Source organism: Rhodococcus sp. ACPA4 (genome assembly GCF_002300185.1).
In the GTDB taxonomy this organism is placed as follows: domain Bacteria; phylum Actinomycetota; class Actinomycetes; order Mycobacteriales; family Mycobacteriaceae; genus Rhodococcus_F; species Rhodococcus_F globerula.
In genome coordinates this window covers 3909468-3924840 of sequence record NZ_NSDY01000001.1, presented here as the reverse complement: position 1 = coordinate 3924840, position 15373 = coordinate 3909468, and the positions used below count along the sequence as shown (strand labels likewise).

Genomic DNA, 15373 nt, shown 5'->3' with positions numbered 1-15373 from the left:
TAGCGGGGACAGGATTTGAACCTGCGACCTCTGGGTTATGAGCCCAGCGAGCTACCGAGCTGCTCCACCCCGCGTCGGTGTGAAACCAACCTTACACTACAAAAATGGGTGCAATTACCAACCCGCGTTCAGGCCCCGGTGTGGGTGCTCTCCGCGTAGTACCCACGGATGTGACCGGTGATGCGTTCGCGCGCCAACTCAGGATCTCCGGCCTGCACGGCGTCGACTATTCCGCGGTGTTCATTCCGGAGCCGGCAGCACGTGGTTGGCCAGGACTCCAGGTTCACTCCGGAGAGGACGTACGCCTCGATGGATTCGCGCAGCCCCGTCATCATGGCCGCGACAACCTGGTTGCCGGCAGCATCGGCAAGCGCAACGTGGAATTGTGCGTCGAGGATCAAGAACTCGTGTGCGCTGAGATCAAGGTTGTCCATGGATTCGAGCAATTCGACGGCTGCTCCCAGGTTCGGAGTGGGTTGCGTCCGCGCAAGTTCCTGCATGACCTCGGCTTCGAGAACCAGGCGCGTCTTCACTACATCTGTCACCGGAAACCCTTGTGCGGCAACTTGCATTCGCATCAGCATGGTCATGCCGCCGGTAGGGCGGGCCACGATCATCGCACCGGAGGTCGGGCCGGATCCCGTCTGGGCTTTGAGTAGTCCGAGTGCTTCCATGACGCGCAGAGCCTCGCGTACCGATGATCGGCCGACGCCGAGTTCGGCCGCCAGAATGCGCTCACCCGGAAGCCGCTGACCCGGGACGACTTCTCCCGAGGTCAGCCGCTTCTCCAGGTGCGTCAGTACTTGTTCCCACGCGCGTGGACTCGAATCGGAGGGCATGAGCCAAGAGCCTAGGTGGCGCTTACGGGAGCATCCACGACAGGACCGGTGTGGACTGCAGATACACGAGCGTGCAGAGGATAAGCAGCATGCTGAGGCTGTATCCGATGACTTTGCGCAGCAGGATGGGCTCGCTGCCCACCTGGCCGACTGCGGTCGCGGCGATCGTCAGGTTTTGCGGGCTGACCAGCTTTCCTACGACACCACCCGATGTATTGGCCGCGACCAACAATGTCGGATCGATGCCCGCGGTTTGTCCAGCAACCTGCTGCAGCTTGGCGAACAGGGCGTTTGCGGAGGTGTCTGAACCGGTCACGGCAGTACCGAGCCAGCCGAGCATGGGAGAGAAGAAGGCAAATGCAGCGCCGGTGCCGGCCAGCCAGGTGCCGATCGAGACGGTCTGTCCGGACTGGTTCATGACGTAGCTCAAGCCGAGCACAGTGGCGACCGTCGCAATGGCCAGACGCATCTTCACGACTGTCGTACCGAACGTGGTCAGCGATTGCCTGGCGGTCAACGGGAATCGTCCGCCGTGAGTCCAGAATCCGTACACGGCTGTGACGATAATGCCGCAGATCAAGAGCAGCGTGCCGGGGTTCGACAGCCACGAGAACGTGTAGATCGCGCTCGACGAGGGAGTTCCCGTGTCGGTCAGCAGATTTCCGTACAGACCTGGCCATTCGACCTTGCGATCGGTCTTGCTCAGCCAGGCGGGGAGGTCGAATCCGGCGGTCCAGAGCTTGGCGACGCCGAAGACCACGACTACGAGAAGGTAGGGGAAAAGTGCCAGGAAGGTTCTTGACGGACTGAGCTTTTCGGGCTCGACCTTGGAACGCTGATCGTCGGGAGTGGCGGGATGCCAGAAGCGGAGCATCGTGACCGCAGCCGCGAGGCCGGCGAGAGATGCGACGACGTCGGTCAATTCGTACGAGAAGTGGCTGGAGCACCAGAACTGTGCGAGCGCAAAAACGGCACCGGTGACCAATGCGATGGGCCAGACCTGCTTCATTCCGCGTTTTCCGTCAACCAGGAACAGAAGCAGAAGCGGTACGAACAGTGCCAGGATCGGAGTCTGACGACCGACGACGGCTGCGATCTCGGTAGCGGGAATGCCCGTCAGGTTACCGGCCGTCGTGATCGGAATTGCCATGGCGCCGAAGGCAACCGGTGCCGTATTGGCGACCAGGACGGTCACGGCCGCGCGGATCGGCGGCATGCCGAGTGCGATGAGCATGGCGCCGGTAATAGCGACGGGAGCTCCGAAACCTGCGAGCGCTTCGAGCATTCCGCCGAAGCAGAATGCGATGAGCATTGCCTGCACGCGCATATCGCCCCGGCCCACGGTATTGAAGACGCGTCTCAAGTCTTCGAAACGTCCACTGACGACTGTCAATTCGTAGAACCAAATGGCGGTGACCACGATCCACATGACCGGAAAGAGCCCGAAGGTGATGCCTTGGAGAGCCGAGAGTGCTGTCAGCGACGTGGGCATGTCGAAGCCGACGACAGCCACGATCGCGGCAACTGCCAGCGCGCCGAGTCCGGAGTACCAGGCTTTGAGTTTGAATCCGGTCAGAAGGACGAAGAACGTCGCCAGGGGAAGCAGCCCGACGAGCGCCGACGCGGTCAACGACCCGCCGATCGCGGTAGTGGACGGTGTGAAAGTCACCGCGAGTAGCTCGGTAGCCACTGGTATCTCCTGACAGGCGGTCTGAATGACGGTTTGTGTGGTCGGACCACAGGAACGTACACCATGACCCGGCTCACAATCGAGCATTGTGTGGATTTTTTGTTTTTTCGGGGTATTCGGGTTCCTTGTGGCGCTGACCGTGCTTTACTGTGGTCTGACCACACCGAAAGATTGCGGAGATCACATGCGAGTAGCGCTGTTCGCCACCTGCATCGGGGACACGATGTTTCCTGATGCGGCCAAGGCCACCGCCCTCCTGCTCACCCGTCTTGGGCACGACGTCGTGTTTCCGCCCGGACAGACCTGCTGCGGGCAGATGCACGTCAACACCGGCTATCAGCCGGGCGCGCTGCCGCTGGTCGCGAACTACGCCGATACGTTCGGTGACACGTCGATCGACGCTGTTGTCGCGCCGTCGGGTTCGTGTGTGGGCTCGGTCCGGCATCAGCATGAGATTGTTGCCGAGCGCTACGGCACAGCGTCACTGTGTGGGCAGGTGCAGACGGTGAAGGCAAAGACGTACGAACTCTCCGAATTCCTCGTAGACGTTCTCGATGTCACTGATGTCGGCGCGTACTTCCCGCACCGGGTCACCTATCACCCGACCTGTCACTCGCTGCGCATGCTGCGAGTAGGCGACAAGCCGCTCCAGTTGCTGCGCAACGTTCGCGACATCGACCTGGTGGACCTCCCCGAAGCCGATTCCTGCTGCGGATTCGGCGGCACGTTTGCCATCAAGAACGCCGAGACGTCGACGGCCATGTTGGCCGACAAGATTCGCCATGTGGCCGACACCGGCGCAGAGTTCTGCAGCGCCGGAGATTCGTCCTGTCTCATGCATATCGGCGGCGGAATGTCGCGACTGCAGATGGGTGCCAAGACCATTCACCTCGCTGAGATCCTGGCATCTGTGGAAAGCCGGGTGCACGCATGAGCGCCGTGACGCTGGGTCTACCCAGCTTTCCCCCGAGGTCGCCCGAAGGTGCGGGATTTCTGCGCGGAACCGAAAAGTTCCCCGTCGCAGCGCATCACGAGCTGGCCAATGCGCAACTACGACGCAACATCGGCAAGGCCACGCACACCATTCGCGCCAAGCGCCTCAATGTAACGGGTGAGCTTCCGGACTGGGAAGAGTTGCGCGACGCCGGATCTGCGATCAAAACGGACGTCATGGCGCGGTTGCCTGAACTGCTCGAACAGTTCGAAGCTGCGGTCATCGCTCGCGGCGGACACGTTCACTGGGCGGCAGATGCCAACGAGGCCAACGCCATTGTGACCGAGCTTGTCAAAGCTACCGGCTCCGACGAGGTCATCAAGGTCAAGTCGATGGCAACGCAGGAGATCGGACTCAACGAACACCTCGAAACCCAGGGAATTTTGGCGTACGAGACCGATCTAGCCGAACTGATCGTTCAACTCGGCCACGACAAACCGTCGCACATTCTGGTTCCCGCGATCCATCGCAATCGATCCGAGATCCGGGAGATCTTCCTGCGTGAGATGCCGGATGTGGACCCCGATCTCGGGGACAATCCGGCCGACCTTGCCGGCGCTGCGCGAAAGTTCTTGCGCCACAAGTTCATGACCACCCCGGTAGCTATCTCGGGTGCAAACTTCGGGATCGCGGATACCGGAACGCTCACTGTCGTGGAGTCCGAGGGTAACGGACGCATGTGCCTGACGCTGCCGAAAACTCTCATCACCGTGATGGGCATCGAAAAGATCCTGCCGACGTATCAGGATCTCGAGGTTTTCCTCCAACTTCTCCCGCGGTCCTCGACGGGTGAGCGGATGAACCCGTACACCTCGATGTGGACCGGTGTCACGCCCGGTGACGGCCCACAGGAGTTTCACCTTGTGCTGCTCGACAACGGCCGCACAGCCGCCTTGGCCGACAAGATCGGCCGCGAGGCGCTCAACTGCATTCGGTGCTCGGCCTGCCTCAACGTGTGCCCTGTCTACGAGCGCACGGGTGGACACGCTTACGGATCAACGTATCCGGGACCGATCGGCGCAGTGCTCACACCGCAGCTGGCCGGGATGCACGGCAAAGACGACCCCAACTCGACGCTTCCCTTTGCCTCGAGCCTGTGTGGCGCATGCTTCGACGCCTGCCCGGTCAAGATCGATATCCCTTCGCTGCTTGTCGAATTGAGACACCAGAAGGTGGAACAGGCCGGTGTGACGGCTGAATCGGTGGCGATGAAGGCAGCCTCGTTCGCGATGTCCTCGTCGACGCGCTGGACTGCCGCGCAGAAGGCCGCTGGGCTGGGCCGCATCGTAGCCGGCAAGAAGGGCAAGATCTCGACGCTTCCGCCGCCGCTGAACGGCTGGACCGCGGCCAGGGATATCCCGGCGCCGCCCAAGCAGACCTTCCGGTCCTGGTGGGACTCCGACGAAGGCCGAGCAGCGCTGGACGAGGCTCGTCGCGAAGGTAAGGCAGGCAAATGAACTCACGCGAAGTGGTGCTCGGACGTATCCGTGACGCCATCACACTGGCTCCGGCTCGCGATGCCGAAATCCCGCGCCACTACCGCACCGGCAGAACCTTGCCCGATGCCGAGCGCATCGAGCTTCTTGTCGACCGTTTGGTGGACTACAAGGCGCATGTCTATCAGTGCAGCACAACAGATATCGCGGAGACGATCAACGGCATTCTCATCGCGAACGATCTGAAAACCGTGGGTATACCTGTCGGCCTTGACCGCTCCTGGGTTGCCGGCTTCAGCGGCGAACTGGTGGTCGACAGCTCCGAGGTGCCTGCGCCGGAGCTCGAGAGACTGGACGCGGTGGTTACGGGGTCCAGAGTGTCCTGCGCCGAGACCGGCACCATTTTTCTCGATGCCGGTCCGGATCAGGGGCGTCGCGCATTGACTCTGGTGCCTGATACCCACATTTGCGTCGTTCATCGCGCAAGCGTGGAAGTTGGTGTGCCCGAGGCGATGGCAAAGCTGACCCCCGAACGGCCCACCACCATGATCAGTGGGCCGTCGGCAACTTCCGATATCGAACTCGAGCGCGTCGAAGGTGTTCACGGCCCACGAAATCTGCATGTCGTGATCGTCGACTGAGGGGGTCAGTCGAGGTCGCCGAACTTCCCTTCGACTGCCGCCACGTTGATCGCGTCGCGTAGCTGTGGGCAGCTGCGCATCGGGGCGATGTCATGCGTCGCGGTTGCGGGAACGCCGAGTTCAGTGCAGTGGGACAGCGTCGCCGCGTCCCACTGCACCGTTGTGTGGTGCCAACTGAACTTCTCCACCACAACCTCGGCCGAGCATGTCCCACAGGTGATCTGAACAGCCTCGCTCACTGACGTGCTGCCATGTTGTCGGCAACCTCTTGTCGCCACGATTCGACGGGACGTGTGGTGTCGAGTTCGTATTCGAAGCGGGCCACCATGTCCGGGCTGATGTCGGCGACGTCGACGTAGAACTGCTCGTACCAACGGCGAAGCTGGTACACCGGCCCGTCCTGTTCGCAGAGGAGTGGATTGTCGATGCGTGCCTTGTTCTTCCAGATCTCGACGTCCTGCTCGAAACCGGTGCTGATGAACCCGCTCATGCTCTCGGCCATACTGGTCGCGGCTTCACCGTCGAGATGCTCGGAGTTCTTGACGATCACGCCGTACGTCAAAACGAAACTGTTCTCGTCGATCGGGTAATGGCAATTGAGCAGAATCGACTCGATATCGAAGTTCTCGTAGTGATACGTCAACTCGTCGATCATGAACGACGGGCCGTAATACGCTGCCGAAGAACTATTTCCCGACAGTTTCGGTTCACCGGCCGCGGCGGGCCGACGAAAATCGTCACGGCCAACGCCGTTCATGTACTGAGCCGCGACGTGGCCTTCGAAGACATTCTTGAAGTACGTCGGAAATGACTTGTGGATGTAGAAGAAATGAGCCATGTCGACGTTATTGTCGATGAGTTCGCGGCAGTTCGTGTTGACGACGATCTGCTTGAAGCCCTTCCAATCCGTCCACTCGTCGGACAGTGCGCCGAGAATGCGCGGCGGTGCTACCTCAGGCGGCGGGGGATTGCCTTCGGGGTCGTTGTAGACGAACAGCATTCCGTCCTGATCGAGCGTCGGCCAGGAGCGAGTTTTGGCCAGCGGAGGTACACGGCGGGCGTAGGGGATTCCTGTGCATTTACCATTGCCGCCCCAACGCCAGTCATGGAATGGGCACGCTACCGAATCGCCCTTGACCTCACCTTGCGACAGATCGCCACCCATGTGGCGGCAGTAGGCGTCCAGCACCTTCAGGTCACCACTCTCGCCGGCAAAGACGACCAGCTTGGTGCCGAAAGCGTTGATCGAGTGTGGTTTTCCGTCGTTGAATTCGCGAGAGAGGCCAAGACAGTGCCAGCCGCGAGCAAATCGGGTGGGGGCGTCGCCGGCCTGAATCTCGCGGATAGCGTCGTCTGAGTCGGGTACTGATGTTGTCATTTGTGAGGCTCCTTTGGTCGAATACTGTTCGAGCGATGCGTGATCAGCCGGTGACGCGGGCAGCGTTACCGGCGTCGACCGGCATGACTGTTCCGCTGATGTGGGCGCTGCCCTCGGCCGCGAAAAAGAGCACCGCGCGCGTGATCTCGAAGGGATCAAGCCAGGCAACAGGCTGGCTGTGCAGTGACCGGAAGATGGGTTCCACATCGTCGGCGGTGGGGGATTCGAGGTCGGGGCGCATGTGCCGATAGAGCTTGTCGTTGTGGATCATGGGAGTGCTGATATTCCCTGGCGCAACAACATTGACGGTGATTCCGTGCTGCGCGAGATCGAGCGCAGAACTCTTGCTCAGCCCGATGACGCCCCACTTGGACGCGACGTAGGCTGCGGTGTTTGTTGCACCTTGGCGGCCGAGCATCGACGAGATGGTGATGATCCGGCCGTATCCGCGTTCGATCATCCCCGGTGCTACGGCGCCGATGGTATTGAACACTCCGGTGAGATTGCTTCCGATTGTTTCGTCCCACAGCGCCGTCGAGGTTGCTTGGACGGCACCCGTTGCGGACACTCCGGCGTTGGCGACAGCGATGTCGATACGGCCGAATTCTGAGATTCCCTGCGCTACCGCGCTGTCCATCGCAGCTCGATCAGCCACATCGGCCCGTACGATCAGCGCGCGGCGTCCGGTCTTCTCGATCAGCCGTGCGGTTTCGTCCAGGTCCTCGACAGTTGCCATGGGGTATGTGACGGTCTCACGATTTTCGCACCGATCGACAATGACGACGTCGGCGCCTCGCTCGGCAAAAGACACTGCGTGAGAACGTCCTTGGCCTCGTGCGGCTCCGGTGATCAGTGCAACTTTGCCTTCGAATTCGTCCACGGTGATTCCTCTCGTCCTCTTGGGCAGTTAGTGCCGTACTCGAATCAGTAAGCCAAAGGCTCTGTATGGACAGTCGGTGCATCTCGACTATCGAGATGGAGCAGGTCAAACGGCTGCTGCTAGGTCGTCGGCGGCCTTCCTGACCAGTGGCGTGACTCGGTCGAGATGAACCTTCTCAGCCTCGCCCGCGACACACAGTGACACCACCGCGCCGTCGGGAGTTCTTATCGCGCAACCCAAGCTGGAGATTCTTCCGGAACCGAACCCCGGGACCCTCCCGGTCGATTGATAGGCGATGCCGTGCGACGTACGAATACGTGCAAGTTCGGCGTGCAGGGCATCCAATTCTCGAGGGTCGTCAGAAGGTACAGCCGCAAGGTTTCTCTCGATCATCGGATCGACTTCTTCCGGGGAAAGCAGAGCCAGCATGGAACGCCCACCCGCGCCGCGGTGCGCGGGAAATCGTGCACCGACGCGTGAGCGCAACGCGGCGGCGAGCGGTCCACCCATCTTGTCCAGAAAGTACTCGTGTCCACCGTGGAGAACACCGAGATGAATCACCATGCCGGTGCGCAGATAGAGCTCGCGAATGATGTCGTTGGCCGCAATACGCACATGCGCTTGCGCCACTTCCGGGCCGACCGTGCCCAGCGCCCGAGGGCCGAGGCGGTACGCGCGATCGTGTCGCATGAGCCAATCCAGTTCGACCATCTCCAGGAGAATCCGGTGGGTAGTCGATCGCGGCAAACCGGTCCGCAGTGCCAGTTCTTCGAGGTTGAGCCGCTCGTGCGGTGAGGTGTATGCATCGACAATCGACGTCACGCGAGCCAACATGGATTCTCGGGTAGCTAGCCTGACCTTGGAGGTTGTGACCGTTCCATTCACGACTTTGGTGTCCTCAACTGCGTCGGAGGCAGGGAGTATCCCGCCACTCGCTGACAACAGTGGCGGTGATGCAGGACACATTCAAACGTCAGTCCCGGTGTTCGGAAGTCGAGTGCGAGGTGCGGCGCAGAGGACGTCGTCTCGACTTCCTTGTCTGCTCCCGTTGTCCGGGAGTCGACGACCTCGCCCAGTCGCAGTCGCATTACCGTCCGTGGAATGACACAACTGTTGGCAGGCAAGGTCGTTTTCATTACCGGAGCAGCGCGGGGTCAGGGCCGCAATCATGCGATTCGACTCGCTCAGGAAGGTGCCGACGTCATCGCCGTCGACGTGTGCGCGTCCGTCTCCGAGGATGTGGGCTACGCAGCTGCAACCGAGGCCGACCTCGAAGAGACGGCGCGCCTCGTTCGAGCCGAGGGGCGCGAGATCGTCACCGCAGTAGCGGATGTGCGTGACCTCGAGGCTCTGCGCGCGGCAGTGGCGTCAGGCGTCGAGAAGTTCGGTCGCCTCGACGTCGTGATCGCGAATGCCGGTATCGCAACGTGGAACCGGTTCTGGGAGATGCCGGAAGAGCAGTGGTCGACGTTGGTGGACATCAATCTCAATGGTGTCTGGCGCACGATGGCTGCTGCGGTTCCCGCGATGATCGAGGCCGGCAACGGTGGTTCCATTGTGCTTGTCAGCAGCGCTGCCGGTGTCGCCGAAGCGCCCGGTTGTGCGCACTACTCGGCGGCCAAGCACGGCCTCGTGGGCTTGGCCCGCACTGCAGCAACGGAATTGGGTAGCTTCGACATTAGAGTCAACAGCATTCACCCCGGCGCAGTGGAGACCGAGATGGGCAACGATCCCAACGTCGGCAAGGTGCTCACAACGCATCCCGAGTACATGAATTCCTACAAGTGGCCCCTCACCTCCGTTCCGCGCACGACGGTCGAGGACATCTCCAATGCGGTGGTCTACCTCGCGACAGATCTCTCCCGCGCAGTCACCGGAACGAAGATCGTCATCGATATGGGTCAGACCATGGCGTAATCGCACTCAGAGCAGATTGAACTGCGCCACCTCGATGGTGTTTTCGACTGCTTCGGACAGTGTGCGGATACGTTCGTCGGCGCCTGGCGCGGTCAATATCGCCAGGCGGTCGGCGTCGCCCATCGGAATGCTGCGGGCCAGGGCGTACAGCCGCGAACCCAACGGATCCAAGGGAGACGGTGGGGCAGGCATTCGTGGAGTCTGTTCACCCGCCCTCAGCGCAAGCTTTCCCAACATTCCGTACATGAACTCGATGCGCTCGAGCAAAGAGTCGTATTCGTAGGCGGTGACCGGTGTTCCGTTGTTCTCGTCCGGCCATAATTCGACCTCTGCACGCGGATAAGGATCATCCGGTAGCCACTGTTCGACGCGAATTCGGTCTTCCGTCCGGCAGTACAACTGATACCGCCCGGCACCCATCTCGACATGGGATTCTATGCGTGCCAGTGTGCCGACATCGTGGCGTGATTCCCCTCCGCCCACCTCGTGACCTCGAGCGATGAGGACAACTCCGAACAGTGGACCGTCGGCGGCCGCGAGAACGTTCTCGACCAGCGCCCGGTACCGGGGCTCGAAGATGTTGAGCGGCAATAATTCACCCGGTAGCAACGCGGAGCCGAGCGGGAACATCGGGAAGATAGGCATCAGGGAATTCTCAACCTCGGAATCGGTGGGGCGGGGAAATCTCCGGGCCGATCGATCTCTGCGATCAAATGCTCGGACCATGTCAGTAAACCTGCAATGTCGAGGTCGTGGGGACTTTCGATCTCGTAGTGCCTGATCCGATCGTGCCCTTGAGTCAGCAGCGATACCGCGCCGGTGGTGTTGCCGCGCAGCAAGTGCGTGAGCCCGACGGCAAGTTGGGCCATTCCCTGCCACAGGTCGCGCTCCTCGGCGGGTGCGTTTTTCCACGTTCCTTCGAGAATCTCGTGTGCGTGAAACGGCATCCCGTGATCGAGGAGGCGTTGTGCCTCGGTGATCGCCTCGTCCGGCGGTAGACGTACGTCGTCCGGAATTCGGGGAACACCTTCCGTGGAATTGCGGGGCAGTGGGCGCCCGAGACCGTCGCGCGGGCGTGCGTTGAGTGGCTTTCCGCCGACATCGCGGTCGCGTTCGGACATAAACTTCAGCCTAGCGGCAGCTCGTCGGAGTGCCTGCCAAAAGTTTTTTCGCGTCGTCTGTCGAAACAACAGACCAGGGAGTTCAGCCATGAAGTACATGTTGCTCATCTACACCGCACCCGGCGGAGACACCGAACCTCAGTGCACGATGGAGGACTGGGAGATCTACGACAAGGAAATGAAGGACGCCGGCATCTGGGTGTCCGGCGATGCCCTCGCCGACCTGACCACTACGACGACGGTTCGGGTCTCGCCGTCCGGGGAAAAGACCGTCACCGACGGGCCGTTTGCCGAAACCCGCGAGATCCTCGGCGGCTACGACGTCATCGACGTTCCTGATTTGGATGCTGCCCTGGCCTGGGCCGCGCGGTGCCCCGGCGCCCGTGACGGTGGCAGCGTCGAGGTGCGTCCGCTGGCCGGGTTCGGGGACTGATTCGCCGTGGACGAGCAGGCTGAGAACTCGGTCGAGTCCGTGTTCCGGGAGGAACGTGGACGACTCTTGGCCTCGCTCGTCCGCCGTTTCGGTGATCTGGATCTGGCCGAAGAGGTCACCTCCGAAGCTGTCGAGGCCGCGTTGGTGCACTGGCCGGTGGATGGAGTGCCGGCAAAACCCGGCGCGTGGCTGCTGACCACGGCGCGTCGCAAAGCCGTCGACAGGCTTCGGCGTGATCAGGCCTATGCAGCGCGATTGGCCGTGATGCAGGTGGACGCCGATCGTGCCGACCCGGCGCCGCCCGTGGTCGACGGGGAACTTCCCGACGAGCGGCTGCAGCTCTTCTTCACCTGCTCACATCCCGCACTCGCGGAAGATGACCGGATCGCCCTCACCTTGCGTTGCCTCGGCGGGTTGACGACGCCTGAAGTTGCCCGCGCCTTCCTGGTGCCTTCGGCGACGATGGCGCAGCGGATAGTGCGCGCGAAGAAGAAGATCCGTCAGGCTCGGATTCCCTTCCGAACTCCCAGCGCCGAAGAACTCCCGGAGCGTCTTCCGGGTGTTCTGCAGGTGATCTATTCGGTGTTCACCGAGGGGTACGCCGCCAGCTCGGGTCCGGATCTGCAACGTATCGACTTGGCGGTTGAGGCGATCAGGCTGGCGAGGATCTTGCGCGCATTGCTTCCCGATGAGCGCGAGATTGCGGGACTGCTGGCGTTGATGCTGCTCGTCCACGCGCGTCGGGATGCCCGCACCGATTCGAGCGGCGCGATTGTGTTGTTGGAAGACCAGGATCGTGCGTGCTGGGATACACCGATGATCGAGGAAGGCAGCGACCTCGTTGTCGTTGCGTTGACTGGGGGATCGCCCGGTCCGTACGGAGTGCAGGCTGCGATTGCCGCGTTGCACGACGAGGCAGCGGATGTGGAGAGCACCGATTGGCCGCAGATCTGCGCGCTGTACGGAGTACTCCTCACGCTGACGCCTTCGCCCGTCGTCGCAGTCAACCGAGCAGTGGCACTGGCGATGCGCGACGGCGATGAGGCGGGATTGATTGCTCTGGATGAGCTGTCCGCGGAGCCCAAACTTGCCGACTATCACCCGTACCACCTCGCGCGAGGCGAACTCCTGGCGCGATTGGGCCGCATCGATGCTGCAGAATCCGCGTACCGGCGAGCTCTGAAACTGGTTGGTACCGAACCTGAGCGGGCCTACTTGGAGCGTCGTCTCGGGGAGATAGTGGAGTAGCTACTTCGCGCTCGCGCCGACCATCCGTAAGGCCAAGTCTCCGTACAGCTTTCCGATGTCTTCCGGATTCGTGTAGTTGCCGGCCGGGAACCAGCGGCACACGTCGACGCACAGGGACATCAGTGCGAGCGTGACACCTTCTGCGTCGGGGATCGTGAAATCGCCTGACTGCACTCCGGCGTTGACGACTTCCCTGACCACTCGCGTCGTGCTGCGGCGAAGCGCGACGACAGTCCGGTAGTGCTCGGGGGTGAGTGCGGTGAGTTCGTATTGGACGACGCGCGCGAGTGAATGGTGCCCGGCCTGCCAACTGGCGAAGGTGCCGACCAGTTCACGCAGGCGAACCGCCGGTTCTTCACCCGGTCGGTCAGCGCTCTCGACAACCTTCAACGCTTCGGTGTGGCCTTCGTAGCTGATCGCGAAAAGCAGCTCTTCTTTCGAGCGGTAGTGCGGATACATGGCGGCGGGACTCATGTCGAGGCGCGCGGCGATGTCACGGGTAGTGGTGCCGCCGTACCCGGCGGACGCAAACGCGTCGACGGCGGCAGCACGGATGCGGGCTGCCGCTTTGGAGGGGCTGATCACCACGTCAGGTGAATCGCTCACAGTTCCTCCAGGTGTCACAGATGTCGGATGTTGACAATATCGCGCTCTCGAACCACTATAAGCAAGTGCTTAGATTCTAAGCATGCGCTTAGATTGGTCGTCACGTGCGGGAACGCCGCACCGAAAGGAAGCAACTCCTCATGCGTCGCACTCTGTACGGACCCGATCACGAGGCGTTTCGCGAATCGGCTCGCGAATTCGTCAACCGGAACATCCTTCCGGTCGCAGAGAAGCTGATCGATCAGCGCTTCATCGACCGCGAGATCTGGCTCGAAGCGGGACGCAACGGCTTCCTCGGTCTCGAGGTCCCGGAGGCGTACGGCGGAAGCGAAGCCGGTGACTACCGCTTCAACGCGGTGCTGGCAGAAGAACTCTCGCGCGCAAGTGCAGCGGTTGCTTCGAGTTTCGGCATCCACGCCGACGTTGTTGCTCCCTACCTCGTTCAGCTCACCACCGAAGAGCAGAAGCAGCGTTGGCTGCCCAAGTTCTGCACCGGCGAAATGCTGACCGCAATCGGCATGACCGAGCCCTCCGGCGGATCCGACCTCGCCTCGCTCAAGACCACGGCGGTCAAGGACGGCGACGACTGGATCATCAATGGCTCCAAGACCTTCATCACCAACGGCTACAACGCTGATCTCGTGATCGTCGCAGCCCGCACCAGCCCCGAGAAGAAGTCCAAGGGCATCACCCTCTTTGCCGTCGAAACCGGCATGGACGGTTTCGAGCGCGGACGCAAGCTCGACAAGGTCGGCCAGCACGAGTCCGACACCGCGGAACTGTTCTTCGAGAACGTGCGCGTGCCGTCCAACAACATCATCGGCGAGATCGACCGCGGCTTCATCCACATGATGGAAATGCTGCCGCAGGAACGCGTCGGCGCTGCAGTGTCCAACATTGCGCACGCTGCTCCGATTCTCGAGGAGACGCTGCAATATGCCAAGGACCGCAAGGCTTTCGGTCAGCCCATCGGCTCGCTGCAGTGGAACAAATTCCTGCTCGCCGATTTGGTGACCCGCGTCGAGGTCACCCAGGCCTACGTCGACAACTGCGTCGCCGCTCATGCGGCCGGCGAGCTGACCGCCATCGACGCAGCCAAGGCAAAGTGGTGGACCGCGCAGGTACAGAACGAGGTCCTCGATCACTGCGTCCAACTGCACGGTGGCTACGGCTATATGACCGAGTACCGGGCTGCTCGCGCCTGGATGGACGCTCGCGTCACCAAGATCTGGGCCGGATCCAACGAAATCATGAAGGAACTCATCGGCCGCGACCTCGGCCTGTAGTTTCGACCGCAAGCGCTATTTCCTCCCGAGCCCTTCGACCACAGGAGCATCACCGCGTATGTCTGTTCTCGACAAGTTCTCTCTGACAGATCGAGTTGTCATCGTGACCGGTGCGTCGTCGGGTCTCGGGGTGGCATTTGCAAAAGCCGCAGCTGAGGCGGGAGCCGACGTCGTGCTGGCAGCCAGGCGCGTCGACAAGCTCGAAGACACCGCCAAGCTCGTGCGTGATGCAGGCCGTGAAGCGTTGTGTGTGGCCACCGACATTGTCGATCCGGCCCAGGCCCAGCACATGGTCGACGCAGCTATGGAGAAGTTCGGTCGTGTGGACGTACTCGTCAACAACGCCGGCGTCGGAACCGCGGTTCCGGCAACCCGTGAAACTCCCGACGAGTTTCGTTCCGTCATCGACATCAATCTCAACGGTTCGTACTGGGCTGCGCAGGCGTGCGGTCGAGTGATGCTGCCGGGCAGTTCCATCGTCAATATCTCCAGCATTCTCGGGTTGACCACGGCGGGACTGCCGCAGGCTGCCTACGCGGCCAGCAAAGCCGGCATCGTCGGATTGACCCGCGATCTGGCTCAGCAGTGGGGAACCCGCAAGGGCATCCGTGTCAATGCCATCGCGCCGGGATTCTTCAAGTCGGAAATGACCGACCAATACAACGACGGCTACCTCGAATCGATGGCTCCCCGCTTGATCATGGGTCGAATGGGAGATCCGGAAGAACTCGCGGCAACCATGGTGTGGCTGGCCTCCCCGGCCGGCGGATACGTCACCGGCCAGACCATTGCCGTCGACGGCGGGATCACGATCACCTGACGTCGATGACGGGAGGTCATCCCGTTTGCCGTATAAGTAGCAGGTGACTTCAAACGCCGACCCCTCGGAGAACTGGGAAGACCG

17 protein-coding genes and 1 tRNA gene are annotated in these 15373 nt (G+C 61.7%); 8 read left to right on the top strand and 10 right to left on the bottom strand.

Annotated elements, in window-relative coordinates; genetic code table 11:
* The 3 genes from CJ178_RS17820 to CJ178_RS17810 all read right to left on the bottom strand — a co-directional run bounded on the left by CJ178_RS17820 (window position 1) and on the right by CJ178_RS17810 (window position 2529).
* A tRNA-Met gene (locus tag CJ178_RS17820) sits at window positions 1-74 on the bottom strand.
* 54 nt (window positions 75-128) lie between these two features.
* Entirely contained in the window at window positions 129-839 is a 711-nt protein-coding gene (locus CJ178_RS17815) for a FadR/GntR family transcriptional regulator (RefSeq protein WP_095887264.1), read from the bottom strand.
* A 22-nt stretch (window positions 840-861) separates the two neighbouring features.
* A complete protein-coding gene (locus tag CJ178_RS17810; RefSeq protein WP_033233442.1) occupies window positions 862-2529 on the bottom strand; it encodes an L-lactate permease in 1668 nt (555 codons plus the stop codon).
* A 184-nt stretch (window positions 2530-2713) separates the two neighbouring features.
* On the opposite strand from CJ178_RS17810, the gene CJ178_RS17805 reads away from it, so the two are divergent.
* Genes CJ178_RS17805 through CJ178_RS17795 form a run of 3 tightly spaced genes read left to right on the top strand, consistent with a single transcriptional unit; the run spans window position 2714 to window position 5600 of the window.
* Window positions 2714-3463, top strand: coding sequence for a (Fe-S)-binding protein (locus CJ178_RS17805; RefSeq protein ID WP_095887263.1), 750 nt, complete (start codon window positions 2714-2716; stop codon window positions 3461-3463).
* On the top strand, window positions 3460-4980 hold the full coding sequence (locus CJ178_RS17800; RefSeq protein WP_095887262.1) for a LutB/LldF family L-lactate oxidation iron-sulfur protein: 1521 nt from the start codon (window positions 3460-3462) through the stop codon (window positions 4978-4980). Before CJ178_RS17805 ends, CJ178_RS17800 begins: the two co-directional genes overlap by 4 nt.
* Window positions 4977-5600, top strand: a complete 624-nt coding sequence (locus tag CJ178_RS17795; RefSeq protein WP_092804248.1) for a LutC/YkgG family protein — start codon at window positions 4977-4979, stop codon at window positions 5598-5600. Before CJ178_RS17800 ends, CJ178_RS17795 begins: the two co-directional genes overlap by 4 nt.
* 5 nt (window positions 5601-5605) lie before the next feature.
* On the opposite strand, the gene CJ178_RS17790 is transcribed toward CJ178_RS17795, so the two are convergent.
* The 4 genes from CJ178_RS17790 to CJ178_RS17775 form a co-directional block, all read right to left on the bottom strand.
* Complete coding sequence (locus tag CJ178_RS17790) at window positions 5606-5839, bottom strand: hypothetical protein (protein ID WP_095887261.1); 234 nt, start codon at window positions 5837-5839, stop codon at window positions 5606-5608.
* Complete coding sequence (locus CJ178_RS17785; RefSeq protein WP_033233432.1) at window positions 5836-6978, bottom strand: Rieske 2Fe-2S domain-containing protein; 1143 nt, start codon at window positions 6976-6978, stop codon at window positions 5836-5838. Before CJ178_RS17785 ends, CJ178_RS17790 begins: the two co-directional genes overlap by 4 nt.
* A gap of 43 nt (window positions 6979-7021) precedes the next feature.
* The gene (locus CJ178_RS17780; RefSeq protein WP_095887260.1) at window positions 7022-7858 is read right to left on the bottom strand and encodes a mycofactocin-coupled SDR family oxidoreductase; all 837 of its coding nucleotides are present in this window, start codon (window positions 7856-7858) and stop codon (window positions 7022-7024) included.
* Between the two features lie 105 nt (window positions 7859-7963).
* A complete protein-coding gene (locus CJ178_RS17775) occupies window positions 7964-8743 on the bottom strand; it encodes an IclR family transcriptional regulator (RefSeq protein WP_045065136.1) in 780 nt (259 codons plus the stop codon).
* Window positions 8744-8959: 216 nt separating this feature from the next.
* Here CJ178_RS17775 and CJ178_RS17770 point away from each other — a divergent pair, with 216 nt between their 5' ends.
* Complete coding sequence (locus tag CJ178_RS17770) at window positions 8960-9775, top strand: mycofactocin-coupled SDR family oxidoreductase (protein WP_045065134.1); 816 nt, start codon at window positions 8960-8962, stop codon at window positions 9773-9775.
* Window positions 9776-9781: 6 nt separating this feature from the next.
* Here the strand turns inward: CJ178_RS17770 and CJ178_RS17765 are convergent, their stop codons facing one another.
* Both CJ178_RS17765 and CJ178_RS17760 read right to left on the bottom strand, forming a co-directional pair.
* The gene (locus CJ178_RS17765; RefSeq protein ID WP_095887259.1) at window positions 9782-10420 is read right to left on the bottom strand and encodes an LON peptidase substrate-binding domain-containing protein; all 639 of its coding nucleotides are present in this window, start codon (window positions 10418-10420) and stop codon (window positions 9782-9784) included.
* Window positions 10420-10896, bottom strand: a complete 477-nt coding sequence (locus CJ178_RS17760; RefSeq protein ID WP_095887258.1) for a DUF309 domain-containing protein — start codon at window positions 10894-10896, stop codon at window positions 10420-10422. The genes CJ178_RS17765 and CJ178_RS17760 overlap by 1 nt, the downstream gene beginning before the upstream one ends.
* 88 nt (window positions 10897-10984) lie before the next feature.
* Here CJ178_RS17760 and CJ178_RS17755 point away from each other — a divergent pair, with 88 nt between their 5' ends.
* Together CJ178_RS17755 and CJ178_RS17750 are read left to right on the top strand one after the other, a co-directional pair.
* Window positions 10985-11329 (top strand): YciI family protein, encoded by a 345-nt coding sequence (locus CJ178_RS17755; RefSeq protein ID WP_033233427.1) that lies wholly within the window; start codon window positions 10985-10987, stop codon window positions 11327-11329.
* 6 nt (window positions 11330-11335) lie between these two features.
* A complete protein-coding gene (locus CJ178_RS17750) occupies window positions 11336-12577 on the top strand; it encodes an RNA polymerase sigma factor (protein ID WP_095887257.1) in 1242 nt (413 codons plus the stop codon).
* On the opposite strand, the gene CJ178_RS17745 is transcribed toward CJ178_RS17750, so the two are convergent.
* On the bottom strand, window positions 12578-13183 hold the full coding sequence (locus CJ178_RS17745) for a TetR/AcrR family transcriptional regulator (RefSeq protein ID WP_095887256.1): 606 nt from the start codon (window positions 13181-13183) through the stop codon (window positions 12578-12580).
* Between the two features lie 140 nt (window positions 13184-13323).
* Here CJ178_RS17745 and CJ178_RS17740 point away from each other — a divergent pair, with 140 nt between their 5' ends.
* Together CJ178_RS17740 and CJ178_RS17735 are read left to right on the top strand one after the other, a co-directional pair.
* Entirely contained in the window at window positions 13324-14469 is a 1146-nt protein-coding gene (locus CJ178_RS17740; protein WP_045065102.1) for an acyl-CoA dehydrogenase family protein, read from the top strand.
* A 58-nt stretch (window positions 14470-14527) separates the two neighbouring features.
* Entirely contained in the window at window positions 14528-15289 is a 762-nt protein-coding gene (locus CJ178_RS17735) for an SDR family NAD(P)-dependent oxidoreductase (protein ID WP_033233423.1), read from the top strand.
* The last annotated feature ends 84 nt before the right edge of the window (window positions 15290-15373 follow it).